The 12,935-nt window shown below is 52.7% G+C and carries 14 protein-coding genes and 1 tRNA gene; 6 read left to right on the top strand and 9 right to left on the bottom strand.

Annotated elements, in window-relative coordinates; all coding sequences use genetic code 11:
* Positions 1-18: 18 nt before the first annotated feature.
* The gene (locus tag F7C38_03090) at positions 19-1,092 is read left to right on the top strand and encodes a phosphoesterase (protein MCE4600535.1); all 1,074 of its coding nucleotides are present in this window, start codon (positions 19-21) and stop codon (positions 1,090-1,092) included.
* A 31-nt stretch (positions 1,093-1,123) separates the two neighbouring features.
* Here the strand turns inward: F7C38_03090 and F7C38_03085 are convergent.
* Positions 1,124-1,201 (bottom strand) — tRNA-Glu (locus tag F7C38_03085).
* On the bottom strand, positions 1,192-1,605 hold the full coding sequence (locus tag F7C38_03080) for a hypothetical protein (protein ID MCE4600534.1): 414 nt from the start codon (positions 1,603-1,605) through the stop codon (positions 1,192-1,194). Before F7C38_03080 ends, F7C38_03085 begins: the two co-directional genes overlap by 10 nt.
* Before the next feature lie 102 nt (positions 1,606-1,707).
* Here F7C38_03080 and F7C38_03075 point away from each other — a divergent pair, with 102 nt between their 5' ends.
* Both F7C38_03075 and F7C38_03070 read left to right on the top strand, forming a co-directional pair.
* Entirely contained in the window at positions 1,708-4,155 is a 2,448-nt protein-coding gene (locus F7C38_03075) for a valine--tRNA ligase (protein ID MCE4600533.1), read from the top strand.
* Positions 4,156-4,220: 65 nt separating this feature from the next.
* On the top strand, positions 4,221-5,306 hold the full coding sequence (locus F7C38_03070) for an mRNA surveillance protein Pelota (GenBank protein MCE4600532.1): 1,086 nt from the start codon (positions 4,221-4,223) through the stop codon (positions 5,304-5,306).
* Here the strand turns inward: F7C38_03070 and F7C38_03065 are convergent.
* The 3 genes from F7C38_03065 to F7C38_03055 all read right to left on the bottom strand — a co-directional run bounded on the left by F7C38_03065 (position 5,289) and on the right by F7C38_03055 (position 7,167).
* Positions 5,289-5,513 (bottom strand): Lrp/AsnC ligand binding domain-containing protein, encoded by a 225-nt coding sequence (locus tag F7C38_03065; protein MCE4600531.1) that lies wholly within the window; start codon positions 5,511-5,513, stop codon positions 5,289-5,291. The genes F7C38_03070 and F7C38_03065 overlap by 18 nt on opposite strands.
* A 127-nt stretch (positions 5,514-5,640) precedes the next feature.
* Complete coding sequence (locus F7C38_03060; GenBank protein ID MCE4600530.1) at positions 5,641-6,468, bottom strand: hypothetical protein; 828 nt, start codon at positions 6,466-6,468, stop codon at positions 5,641-5,643.
* Between the two features lie 15 nt (positions 6,469-6,483).
* Positions 6,484-7,167, bottom strand: a complete 684-nt coding sequence (locus F7C38_03055; protein ID MCE4600529.1) for a hypothetical protein — start codon at positions 7,165-7,167, stop codon at positions 6,484-6,486.
* A gap of 89 nt (positions 7,168-7,256) precedes the next feature.
* On the opposite strand from F7C38_03055, the gene F7C38_03050 reads away from it, so the two are divergent.
* A complete protein-coding gene (locus F7C38_03050) occupies positions 7,257-7,625 on the top strand; it encodes an iron-sulfur cluster assembly protein (protein ID MCE4600528.1) in 369 nt (122 codons plus the stop codon).
* A gap of 44 nt (positions 7,626-7,669) precedes the next feature.
* Positions 7,670-8,119 (top strand): signal peptidase I, encoded by a 450-nt coding sequence (locus F7C38_03045; protein ID MCE4600527.1) that lies wholly within the window; start codon positions 7,670-7,672, stop codon positions 8,117-8,119.
* On the opposite strand, the gene F7C38_03040 is transcribed toward F7C38_03045, so the two are convergent.
* From F7C38_03040 to F7C38_03030, 3 genes are all read right to left on the bottom strand, one after another.
* Positions 8,109-10,124: a DNA topoisomerase I gene (locus tag F7C38_03040; protein ID MCE4600526.1), complete on the bottom strand. Its 2,016-nt coding sequence runs from the start codon at positions 10,122-10,124 to the stop codon at positions 8,109-8,111. The genes F7C38_03045 and F7C38_03040 overlap by 11 nt on opposite strands.
* Before the next feature lie 70 nt (positions 10,125-10,194).
* Positions 10,195-11,256, bottom strand: a complete 1,062-nt coding sequence (locus F7C38_03035; protein MCE4600525.1) for a site-2 protease family protein — start codon at positions 11,254-11,256, stop codon at positions 10,195-10,197.
* Complete coding sequence (locus tag F7C38_03030; protein MCE4600524.1) at positions 11,243-11,548, bottom strand: DNA-directed RNA polymerase subunit K; 306 nt, start codon at positions 11,546-11,548, stop codon at positions 11,243-11,245. The genes F7C38_03035 and F7C38_03030 overlap by 14 nt, the downstream gene beginning before the upstream one ends.
* An 84-nt stretch (positions 11,549-11,632) precedes the next feature.
* Here F7C38_03030 and F7C38_03025 point away from each other — a divergent pair, with 84 nt between their 5' ends.
* Entirely contained in the window at positions 11,633-12,058 is a 426-nt protein-coding gene (locus tag F7C38_03025) for an EamA family transporter (protein MCE4600523.1), read from the top strand.
* 56 nt (positions 12,059-12,114) lie between these two features.
* On the opposite strand, the gene F7C38_03020 is transcribed toward F7C38_03025, so the two are convergent.
* A partial coding sequence (locus F7C38_03020) for a thermosome subunit (protein MCE4600522.1) occupies positions 12,115-12,935 on the bottom strand: 821 nt, incomplete at its 5' end.

Raw genomic sequence — 12,935 nt, 5'->3', positions numbered from 1 at the left:
GGATAGGGAGGACGGTTAATGGAGGATTGTAGAGTAGCGGTTATAGCCGACTGGGATGCTGACGGCGTCGTTGGAGCCGCGCTCATATACTATGCCCAGGAGAAGAGGGGCGTGTTTCCCATAGATTCAAGGGAGAAGGTATGCCTCATACCGGCGGGCCCGAGGAGTATCGTTGACGAGATTGGGGATAGGTGCTGGGAGGTAGTCGTTATAGTCGATATACCCTACACGCCCGAGGTAGACGCGGCGCTTAAGGCGTTAAAGGAAAGGTGCGGCGCCAAGATATACTACTTCGACCACCACTCAAGCACGCTGACAAACCTGGCCGAACTAGAGGAGAAGTATGGTGTCTTCGGGGTCGTGGGCAAATCCTCCTCCGCGGTTATAATCAAGAGGTTCCTAGAGGGGATGGGTGTCAGGTTTACGCAGAGGCTCAACGACTTCGTCACGGCCGTAGCGGTCCTGGAAGGAGGTAGAAGGTGGGTCAAGGAGGAAGTCAGCGAGAAACTAGTGACGATCGCAGCTTCGATCTCGAAGATGCTAAATCAAACCCGGAACCGAGAGGCATGGATTAAGTACGTTAAGTGGGTTGCCAACCCCCTGCCCTTCGAAGACCCAGGCATAAAACTCCGGGTAGACGACCGGGTAAACCTGTTGAAGGCCGGCGTGGAGCTCTCGGAACAGGCCGACAAAGAGATACGCGACACCGCTCTCCAACTGGCCATGTCCGCCGTCAACCTAGGCTACTTGAGGTTCGTAGACGCCAGAGACAAGTGGAAGAAGAGGGGCGCCTCGGCTCTAGCCTCCGCGATTTACAAGATAGTGAACGTCCCAGTGGCGTTGCTGGTCGAGAAAACAGACGGGGGCCGGTTACTCGTAGTTAGATCCGGCCACGGAGAGGCGATGCCCGTAATCGAAGCACTCTACGACATGGGTATAGTGGTCGACAAGGGAGGCCACGGCAACATAGCAGTGGCCAAGCTCAACGACGCCGTCACAGTAGCCAGGCTAAAGGAAGCGCTCAGGAGAGCGTTCATAGAAGCAATGAGGAAACGGAGCCAATACCAGAAGCTATTGGACGATCGACAATGAGTCTATAGAGGGACCCCGTCGAGCCCGCGCATGGTGCCGCCGCCGGGATTTGAACCCGGGTCACGGGCTCGAGAGGCCCGCATACTGGGCCGGGCTATACTACGGCGGCTCCTCTGGGGTCCCCTGCTCTTGGTCATTGGAGGTGGGGGTTTTTAGTGTTTCCTCTTTCTGGCCTTGTTTATGGTACTCGAAGAGTAGGTCGTATCCTATGAGTGCCTGTACTAGGTCTATGTTCATGGTGTACCCGTGTTTCCCCCTCTCTAGTATTAGGAATGGCAGTGGTATCGGGTGGGAGTAGTATGATAGTATCGCTGCTAGGTGGGTCCCTATGGCTAGTGATAGCGGTATCCACCTCGCTTCTACATAGGTTGAGAGGAGGACTGCGTATGCCACTATAGCTACATCTACTACTACGCTGGCCCCGAAGGGCCCGGCCGCATACCCCATAGTGAGTCCTATGGCAAATGCGAATGCGTAAGCGACTATGTACGCGGCGGCGTATTCCCTGTCCACCGTGAGTCCTCCGGGCCTAGTGGAGTGCCGGGCAATTAATTAATAAGGAGAACAGTCTTACAGGAGCCTGGCGATTCGCTGTCCACTAATGGGTGCCTAATAATGGATCTTAAACCTAGGATAAGTGAGAAGAGATGGTCCGTAGAATATGAGAAAGAGCTTATAGAGCAGTGGGAGAAGGAGGGCCTATACAAGCCCTCCTATGATACAAGCGATGAGAGGCCCATCCTAGTTGTGGACACGCCTCCACCCTATGCTAGTGGAAAGTGGCATGTAGCGGGGACGGCCCATTATGCCCAGATAGACATGATAGCCCGTTACTTCAGGCTCAAGGGATACAATGTGGTAGTACCGTTCTACGCCGATAGGAATGGTCTACCAGTCGAGGTACAGGTCGAGAAGACCCACAACGTCTACGCGCATGAGATGGCTAAGACCCCCGAAGGCAGGCAAAAGTTCCTCGAACTCTGCAAGGAGTTCCTAGACAAGGCCGAGGGTGAGATCGTCAAGGTCTGGAGGAGGATCGGGTGCTCCTTCGACTACTGGCGAGACGGGACCGACAGCCCCACATACAGGACTCTGACCCAGGCCTCCTTCATCGAACTGTACAAGAGAGGCCTAATCTACGAGGACTCTCGACCAGTGCGCTGGTGTCCCCGGTGTAGAACCACCCTAGCCGAGGCTGAAGTGGAGTACAGGGTCGAGGAGGGGTTCCTGTACTATATAAAGTATAAGCTCTCTGATACAGGCGAGGACTTGATCGTCGCCACGACAAGACCGGAATTGCTGGCTGGATGCGCCGCCCTAGCCTATAATCCGAGCGACGAACGGTATAAGGGTCTGAAGGGTAGGAAAGCGATAGCCCCCATATACAATCACGAGGTCGAGATAATAGAGCACCCCGCGGTGGATCCAAGCTATGGAACAGGGCTTATGATGATATGTAGCTTCGGCGACGAGGAAGACGTCAGGCTGTTCAGCGAGCTGGGCTTGAAGCCCAAGTGGCTGATAAACCCGGATGGCACTATGAGGGAAGAGGCGGGTCCCATAGCAGGGCTCCCCGTTGATAAAGCCAGGGAGAGGATAGTAGAGCTGCTTGAGGAGAAGGGCCTTCTGGTGAAGAAAGAGAGGATCACCCACAAAGTCCCCATTTGCTGGCGTTGCAAGACGCCGCTGCAGATTATATACAGGAAGGAGTATTTCTTAAAACAGCTAGATTATAAGGATAAAATTAAGGAGATCGCTGGGACCATAGACTTCAAGCCCGAAATGCACAGGAGAAAACTCTACGATTGGATAGATAGTATAACAATGGACTGGCCCATATCAAGGGACAGATACTACGCGACAGAAATACCCATATGGACCTGTAAAAAGTGCGGTGCAAAGCTAGTCCCAGAACCCGGGAAGTACTACAGGCCGTGGATAGACGAACCACCCTGGGACTCCTGTCCACGCTGTGGGGCGCCGAAGGAATACCTTGAAGGGGAGAAGCGCGTGTTCGACACGTGGTTTGATTCCAGTATCAGCGTACTCTACGTTACACGCTGGATGAGGGACGAGGCCTTCTTCAAGAGAGCCTTCAAGAACACGCTGAGGCCGCAGGGCCAGGACATAATCCGGACCTGGCTCTACTATAGCCTGTTAAGGGTCTATCAGTTGACTGGTAAAAGGGCGTTTAGATGGGTTAGGATAACCGGTATGGGCTTGGACCCCAAGGGTCGCCCGATGCATAAATCCCTGGGCAATGTAATCGACCCGGACCCGGTCGTGGAGATGTATGGAGCAGACGCGTTCAGGTTCTGGTCTGCTATCGCGGCTAAGCTAGGCTATGACTATAGATTTGACGAGAACAAGATAAAGACTGGTAGGAACTTCGTGACAAAGATATGGAACCTCGCTAGGTTTGTATCAGCCTTCCCCGAACCGGAGTCAGCAGAGCTAACACTAGCGGATAAGGCCTTCATAGCCCTGCAGGACAAGTACCTAGTAGAGATCGACGAGGCATATGCCGGTTTAGATGTATTCGACCCAACACAGAAGTCATACGAGTTCATCTGGGACATATACGCAGCTCACTACGTAGAGCTAGCCAAGAACAGGGCATACAACAGAGAGGGCGTTTACACGGTAGAGGAGCAAAAGAGCGCATGGGCCGCACTACACTTAATGCTTAGAAGAAGCCTAATAGCACTCTCTCCAATAATGCCCTTCGTGACAGACTACGCCTTCAGGAAACTCTATGGAGCGAGTGTACACGTCCAGAGCTATCCAACCCCGGTGTTCGAGGACCAAGAGAGAGAGGAGCTGGCAAAACTAGCTCTCGGCATAATCGAGTTTAACAAGGTTATCTGGGCCTACAAGAGGGACCGGGGCCTAAAACTAGTACAGCCAGTCAACAACGTAGTATTCTATGTTCCAGCCTCTCTAAGCACAGCTGTCAAGGATCTTGAGGCTATGCACAAGGTTAGGATCAATGTCTACGAGGGCGAGCCTCCGGCAGGAGCCTCCAGTCTAGGCGGAGGCTTCTATATAGTCGAGACCAGCTAACACACCTACTCTTAGACGTACTCTTAGATACTCGGTCTGCCATGAGATAGCGTTGGTGCAGGGATTTGATAGTAGATGTAATTGATAGGCGAAGGGAGCGTTTAAAGGTGAAGCCGGAATCCGAGGAGGACCTCTGGGTTCTGAAGACGGTGCTTAGACCCGGCGACTATGTTACGGGGAGGACGTTCCGTGACGTTGCCAGAGGTGGTAGAGGTGAGAAGGAGAAGAGGCCTATAACCGTTAAACTAGTTGTTAAACAAGTAGAGTTCCAGCCCTTCACGGGAAAACTTAGAGTCTTCGGTGTAATCGTCGAGGGACCCGAAGAGTATGGTGTAAAGGGAAAGCACCAGTCGATCCTAGTAACGCCGGGCACCGAGTTAATAATAGAGAGGAGGGGTGGTTGGCCCCAGAAGACTTTAGAGAAGCTCAAGAGCGCGGGTCCAAGGGGCAGAGCCGTCATAGCCGCGGTTGACTACGACGAATACGCGATAGCGGTCCTATCCGTTCACGGGATCAAGCTCGTAATAGACACGCACACCAGGCTACCGGGCAAGGAGGATCCCTCTAGAGAGCAAGAGCTTGATAGACTTGTCAACGAGGTCGCCAGGCGCATAGTGGATACAGCCTCCACCTACGATGCCAGGATAGTCGTTGTAGCCGGGCCCGGCGCGCTGAAAGGTCTAGTGGCCGATAAGGTCAAGGTCCTGTCGAGGAACCTCCATGTCGTGGTTGATGACGTCTCAATGGGCGGCCGCAGCGGTATAGAGGAGGCCCTCCGCAGACCTACCATATGGTCTGCCCTGAGAGAGTATACCATAACGGAGGCTGAGCAGCTACTAGCGGAGGTCCTCAAGGACGCGTCCAGGGGTGGAGAACGCATAGCCATGGGGCCCAAGGAAGTGTACTTGCTAGCTAAGATGGGCGCCGTCGAGAGAGTCATCGTGGTTGACTCTATAATCTACTCCATAGACGACGAGACCCGGGAAACTGTTACAGAAGCACTTGAAGAGATAGAGAATCGTGGAGGACATATAGTGATCGTGCCCGAGGACTCGCCTATCGGCGAGAGGGTTAGAATGATGGGCGGCATCATAGCATTGCTGAGGTTTAATGTGCCAGCCGCTGCTAGATCTCTAGACGCTGGAGACTAGCGTTATCGTCTCCCTGACCAGCGGGTGCTTCCTGATCTTAGTCACTATCTCGTCCAGCTCGGCCATATCACTTACTTCCAATCTCACAACCACATCATAGCTACCATACGTTACAAGTGCCTCGGTAACCGAGGGCTTCAGAGACCTCGCGAAGTTCGCAACATCATATTCTCCCCCTATATCAGTCCTGACTAAAACGTAGGCCACGATCCCCAAGCCGATGCACCTTGCTCAAGGGTTAGCATCTATAACCTCGACCCCAATTAAAGTTTACCGGCCGCAGTGATGTAAGGTTAGAAAGGATAACTGCCAAGCCCAACCTCTACTTATAGGGCTATGGGCGTTGGCCGGCGCTACTGAGCGGCCCCCTACGGATAGCCTCTATCGCGTCTCTCTCCACGTCATGGGAGAAGACGGCAAGAGTTCCTATAGGCTCGACCCGTGATATCCCGATAGACGGTTTAACTCCTCCGGGGCCAAGATAATATCCGCCACATCCATTGACGAGGCCAATGCCCGCGGCGACATCGATGTTCCTGAGCTTGGATCTCAGGTCTATGAAGGCCTTGCCCCTTCCAACTGCAACGTAGGCGATCTCTAGGGCGGCGCTTCCCAGGCTCCTAATCTTCATCCCCCTGCCAAGTATGGCTATGATATCGGCTAGTTTCACGGCCGCCTCCGGGTGTTCCACGTAGACGTACAGGAACCTCTCACTATCGCCTAGCCTTTCTACGGGTGTTCCCCCCAGATAACATTTCTCTGTGGTGAAGGACATCGGATAGCCATAGAATATGGGTTGGACGACTCCCGCAATTACATCATCGAGACTCTTAGCTTGTCTGCTGGCTACCGCTATCGAGACAGAGCTCCAGGGTATACAGTTCGCATAGTTCCTACTACCATCCAAGGGATCGATCAATACGGTAAAGTCCCCTCTAGTCGTCTCCACAACGCCTGACTCCTCTGTGACGAAGCGCCCTGAAACCCCCTCATTGACGAGGGCGTCGATTATGTAAGCCTCGCTCTCCAGGTCGGCCTTAAAGGTCTCCTCGCCAACCCTCTCGGTAGCCTTGCCTGTACACGCGATATCCCTCAGGAATCCCGCAGCCTCTCCAGCAACCTTGACTAGTACCCTCCTTAGGTCGTCATGCGAATATTCCATAAGCCAACACCCCAGCTAGATCAACTCTGTGTCAGACGATTTTAACCCGGGATTGTCTATCCTGGCGAGTTCTACGAATAGTTTCAGGGAATCGACAAGTCTCTCGTCGGGAATACCTTCGGCTCCAAGCGATACGGCCAAGACCCTCCTAGTCTCCATGGTGATCCTAGTCTCCATGGCGTCCCTATGCGGATACACGTGGACTACACGGTTAGACGCATCTACTATAACAGGGGTCCCCTTACCCAGCACCTTGGACTCCGAGCCTATCGGTTTGAAGTAGCAGGCCTCCCTGCACCTAAGCAGCCTCAACGGCAGACGCGTCTTATCCAGGTCGTATAGGCCTATCGGGACTAGATAGTATAGGCTGGCAGCGTTACCCGGATCCACTATATTGTTTATCCTGGGAACAGGCTTTCCCCGTATAATCCGCCTAGCCAGGGCTTCGCTACTAGGCCTAACCTTCGTGGGATCTATTCCAAGCCTCCAGAGCGTTTTCCTGTAGGCTCTAACTATGGGGTCACTTGTAAGCATTGACGGGTCATTATACCTTGCTTTGAACTCTTCGATAAGAGCCTGTATCCTCTGTGAGAGCTCCTGCGAGGAATCTCTAACTGTGACATTATCCAGGGCCAACACGGCTACCTTGATACCCATATCCTTTAGACCTTCTTCTATCTCCATAAAGCTTCCCGGCACTAGCTAGGCACCAGTAGTAGGGGACCAGTATGAAGGCTTAAATGGCTCCTCTAAAGGCGTTTCTAACCTCAGGACGTGGTGGCCCCCGATTGGGTATCTTCAGCAGGTTCCTGAAACCTAGCTCCCAAGAGAGGCCCAGGGTAGCGCAGAGTCCATTTATGAAGAAGAGGATTGACGAGGCCCTGGCCGCGCTCTCGAAAGTGGTAGTGCCAGGCTATGATGTTGATATCGTCTCAAGCGGTGTAGTCACCCGGATCAGGGTAAGTACTGATGGATCCCGAATAATTGTATTCCTGGACTATACAGGGTCAAACCCCGGCTGTAGCTTCTGCAGGTTCCTAAACGACAGGATATGGGGCAAAATCATAGGTGATGCAAAGCGGCATCTTGAGGAGGCCGGGTTCAAGGAGTCGTTTTTCCTAGATGCAGTGACTGGTGCACCGATAGTGACAACATAGTTTAACCTCATAGCACCTAAACAAGTTCCCAGGGGATTTGCCCGGTGGGCGTAGCCATATCAGGGTATCTAAAGATACTATCACTGGCAGTACTGGTCCTCGTGGTAGTAGGACTAGTGATTGTGGGAGTCCGCGGCATGGCCATAGTAGAGGGTCGTAGTATGGAACCCCTGTTCCATACAGGGGATGTGGTCTTTCTAGAGAAGAAGAACCCGGGCGAGATAAAGATTGGCGACATCATAGTGTATGAGTCGCTAGACGGTAAATACATAATCCATAGGATCATTGGAGTGTATGAGGCCGGAGGCCTTGTATGCTATGTTGTCAAGGGCGATAACAATCCCATCCCGGATCCGGGCGTCCCGCCGTGTCCCCTGAGGAATGGGGTACGGGGGGTACCTTATTCGAGGATTAAAGGTGTTGTGGTGTCTGTTGATGATGTGCCCGTGAAGATACCTTACTTGGGCGGGTTGACGCTGCTCCTTAGGGGTTAGTTTCTGTTAGGAGGCGAGAGACTTCTACCACCCATTGGCCGGCGTCGGATTTCCTTGAGGCTAGCAGTTTCAGAGCCTTGCTCTCGTCGACGCCCATTCTCTCCATTATCGTGGGAAGGTGGGCTTTGATGCGGTGTAGGGCGTCGTTGTGGTGTTTGCAGAGTGGCATGGGTTCTCTGGTCACGGCTTCTCTCCCGCAGATAATGCATTTCACGGCCGGTTCTAGAACGCCTAATGCAATAGCCAGTCTACGCTCTACGGAGTCTAGTTTTTCATAGTACTTCTCTATAAGTGTGTTTAGCTCTTTGATGGTTTCCTCGATAACGGAGGCCCTCGTGTATCGACGGCTCCTTATTTTTTCGATTAATTGTTCGAATCTCCTGGTCAACTCCACCTTTGCAAGGTCCGGGAATAGTTCTTCTATTATATCAGCTACCATGATTCCCAGGTCGGTCACGATCGTGGCGCCCTTCCGAGACTCAAGATACCTTCTTTTAAACAATATTTCGATTATTCTGGCCCTTGTGGCCTCGGTCCCAATCCCATTCGCCTCCATCCATTTCAGTAAACTCGACCTGCTGAGCGCAGGCTTCCTAGCGGTCCATTTAGTATTATAATTAACCTTTATAATATCTATCATCTCGTTTTCCCTAAGTACTGGTAAACGGTTCTCCTTTGGTTTCAGGAATAGATAGTACCGCCACCAGCCCTCATCTACGACCACAATTCCCTTAGCCGAGTATAATCTACCCTCGCCGTCGACCATGAGTACATCTGTCCTATCAACTACGGCCGCGGTCGAGAAGGCTGCCAGAAACCTCCTCACTATCAAATCGTATATCCTAGCATGGTCCTTGTCAAGCCCTCGGGGAATCTCTCCAGTAGGATATATAGCTGGATGCGCTGGGTCATCCTTCCTACCCTGCACGGGTTTAAGGACGCCTCCCGTCTCTGTGAGGAGCTCGTCCACTAGAATCCTATACTCGCCTATCCTCCTCAGGGAATCCAAGATCGACCGGTAGTTTATAGTAGGAGGCAGCTTCTGACTATTGGTCCTCGGATAGCTTATCAATGCGTCTAGATAGAGGTCTTCAGCGAGCTTCTGGGTCTTCAGGGGCGAGTACTTGTATAAACGTGCTGCTTCAGCCTGGAGATCGCCTAGATTAAACGCTGGAGGCGGCCTGACTTTGACAGTCGACTTGTGGACGCCAGTGATTTTCATCCGGGGATTGCTTCTTAGATACCTCGCTATCTCTTCGGCTTCCATCTTGGTCTTAGGAGCCCACTGATGGGGATACGCTTTAAACACTATGCCATCCTTCTCCAGGGTAACAACCAAATGAAAGACCGGGAGGGGCACGGCCAGTTTTATCTCTCGCCACCTGCGGACGGCTTCTACGAGCGTCGGCGACTGCACTCTTCCAGCGCTTAGCACGATAGGCTTGCCAGCGATCCGTCGCACCGCGTGCATCAGCGCCCTCGATACATTTATGCCCCAAAGCCAGTCCATCTCGTGTCTAGCCTTGCCAGCTTCAACCATCTCTTTATCGAGAGGCCGCAGGTTCCTGTATGAGAGCCTCAACTCGGCTGGACTCAGGCTGGAGAAGACCATCCTCCGTGCCCGGGCTGTGTCGCCGAACGCCTCGATTATCATATATCCGATTAGGCTGCCCTCTATATCATAGTCGCAGGCATTTATGTATCTTGCAGCTCTCGGCAGGATGTATTTCAGAGTATTATAGAATTTCCTAAGGTAGCTGGCGCCTTTATCGTATTCCCATAGCGGCCGCCATTCATATTCATACACGGGAAAGCCCCGTTTCCAGGTAGTGACGCCGAAGAGGTGGCCCGCGCTGGAGACGACTACTATCCTCTCCCCGTTATGCCTAATCATCCAGTAAGGGACCCCGTAGAGCCTACACTTGACGGCTCCACCAAGGGCTCTAGCTATCTTCTCGGCGGCCTTCGGCTTCTCTGCTATTATCGCCGTGAACCCGGAGCCCAAATAACAGCCTTTCCCGCCCGCGACATACCTAGAGCCTACTCTCCGGGGCCGGTGCAATTTCCCTCATTCCTCATGAGGGGACGGGTAGGGTTAGCACTAGCAATACAGTGTAGACAACAGCTATCAAAGCAGTCGTAGCGTCGACCCCTATCTCGCTTATCGCGGGGCCGGGATGGACTCCCCGGGAGAGCATGTATAGGCCCAGGACTAGCAGGGTGAATACTAGCAGGCCGGGGACCATCGTAGAAGCTATCAGGAGGAGTACGATGACTAGCTGTGATACAAAAGCGTGCCCCCGGGAGCCTAGCAGGCTCCTAACTATATGGCCCCCGTCAAGCATGGCTACGGGGATTAGGTTCAGGAACGTCACAAAGAACACGATGTAGGCTGAGAATGCCATCGGGCTTAACACAATAGCTTCCCCGGGCCCGGGGTTGCCTGGCGCGGGGAAGAGCATCATGATCAATGGCGTTAGCGGTAGAGAGGCCAACCCCGTGGCTGGCCTGATCACGGAATGCATTATACCGTAGTAGGCTACCGGTATTGCAGCTATGAAGCCCGCTATGGGCCCCGCTATACCAATTATTGCTAGGTGCCTGTTCCTTGAAGGCAGCCATCGCATGTTTATAACAGCCCCGAAGGTTCCGATGAATCCCAGTTGTAGCGGCGGGGCTGGCAATAGATAGGGTAGGCTCCTAGGCACATGGTATTTCTTCATGGCTATATAGTGCCCGGATTCGTGGATTATCAGGGGGAGGAGCAGTCCCAACAGGTACCCCCATGGACTCCAGGCTAAGCCGGTTCCCTCCCTGGCGAAAGCCAGGCCTGAGATGTAAACGGTTGCCAGGGTTGCCGCAGCCAGTACCGCGTGGAGCGGTATTTTGGAGCGCTTCTTCGGAGTAGAGGCTACTTGTAGCACGACTCCTATCCTGGTTCTAACGGCCCTCATATAGCAGTTCTCCTCTAATAGTCTATTGTAGAGTTCCTCTAGAGACGAGGTTAGGCTGCCTCTCTTGGAGCGTATCACTAGAAACGATGTTACCTCGTCATCATGGGAGACCTCTTCTACTTCGAGGTAACTACTTATTATACTGGCGCATCTAGGAGAGAGCACGCCGCTACTCGACTCCAAGCTTCATCCCGAGTTCTAGGAGGACCTTGAGTGGTATTGCCTGGCCGTACCCAGAAGTATGGTATCTGAATACCGATATGGGCAGGATGCCCTTCTCCACCTCGTACCTAGCGATGTCCACGGGATTCTTCGATCCAACGACATCGGGGGGAACGAGTGGCGGTATCCCTATGCTTAGCTGATAGGTTCTTACACCGATTATCCTGGCTTTTTCGTACCTCGTCAGATAGGGAGGGCCTATCCTGACACGTTCATCGATTACTGGGTAGTTGTTGTTAAACTCCGCGTTCACCTGGTATCCCCATTACTCGGTCATTGTTAACCAGTCTAGTGATATATCTATTTCTATCACAATGCTTTGCCTAGGGGTGGAACCTTGGGAGTTCTTCCGAGATGGCTGATACCAGCGTTGCTGACTTTCCTGCTCTGGGGGATATGGGGTGTTCTGCTTAAGGAAGCCCAGAGGGGTAGGAGCTGGCAGGAAGTCTATGTAACTACCAATACTGCTATAATCATCATGGTCTTGGTGGTCCTGGCTACTAGTGGTGGCTTAAAGTTGTTCATTACGGGCAAGCAAGGCGTTATAGCGTTGCTCGCTGGCTTCAGCGGGACCCTGGGTTACCTGTTTCTCGTGAAGGCGTTGGAGGCTGGCGGTAAGATATCGGTTGTCATACCATTGACGCAGCTCTCCCCCGCTCTGACAGTAGTGCTAGGGGTCTTGTTCCTGGGAGAGCACCTATCGCAGAAACAGGCTCTCGGGGTGGTATTAGCTTTAATAGCTGTGTATCTGTTATCAAGTTAAATAAAATATAAAATAAATTATAAGATATTATTGATGGTAAGGAAAGGCTATACCTGCTAGAACTCGAAGTTGCCGCCGCCGAACTTACCGGGTCCCTCTTCTTCCTCTTCCCCGCCTTCTCCTTCCTTGCCCTCCTCCTTCTTCGGAGGCGCGGCGGAGATGACATCGTCTATCTTCAGCAAGCTTATGGCCGCCTCGCTAGCACTCTTGATTGCCTGCTTCTTCACTAGTATCGGCTCGTATACGTTGAGCTTTGTCATGTCTTCTTCGATCTTACCTTCGACCACGTTAACTCCGGCGAACTTGTAGCCCTTCGCGTGAAGGCTCCTCAGCTGCAGCAGTGTGTCGAGCGCGTCCATGCCAGCGCTCTCAGCTAGGACTACAGGCACCACCTCCAGTGCCTCGGAGTACGCCTCTACGGCCATCTGCTCCTTGCCGCTGAGGGACTTGGCGTAGTCCTTTAGTTTTAGCGCGATCTCGATCTCGACAGCACCACCACCGCCGACTATCTTCGGCTCCTTCATTATGTTCCTGAGCGAGTGGAGCGCGTCCATTACGTTCCTCTCGGCTTCATCTAGTAGCATGTCGTTGGCGCCTCTGAGGAGTATTGTTACGCTTTTTGGGTTCTTTGCTCCTTCTATGAATATCATTTTGTCTTCTCCTACTCTTTTTTCTTCTACTAGCTCCGCATAACCCAGATCCTCTGGTTTGAGGTCTCTTAGGCTGGTTACTATTTTTGCTCCTGTTGCCTTGGCTATTTTTTCTATGTCGCTCCTCTTCACCCTCCTCACAGCCATAATACCCTTCTTAGCGAGGAAGTGCTGAGCAACCTCATCAATACCCTTCTGAGTAACAACAACACTAGCACCAGTAGCAG

Origin of the sequence: Candidatus Thermodiscus eudorianus, assembly GCA_015521085.1 — an archaeon.
Classification (GTDB): Archaea; Thermoproteota; Thermoprotei_A; order Sulfolobales; family Acidilobaceae; genus Thermodiscus; species Thermodiscus eudorianus.
The sequence above is the reverse complement of the archived record's forward strand: the minus strand, read 5'-3'. Positions and strand labels throughout refer to the sequence as shown.

Bases quoted from the DNA above. Each gene is read 5' to 3' on its own strand.
- F7C38_03090 (MCE4600535.1), top strand. From the start codon at position 19: ATGGAGGATTGTAGAGTAGCGGTTATAGCCGACTGGGATGCTGACGGC.
- F7C38_03075 (MCE4600533.1), top strand. From the start codon at position 1,708: ATGGATCTTAAACCTAGGATAAGTGAGAAGAGATGGTCCGTAGAATAT.
- F7C38_03060 (MCE4600530.1), bottom strand. From the start codon at position 6,468: ATGGAATATTCGCATGACGACCTAAGGAGGGTACTAGTCAAGGTTGCT.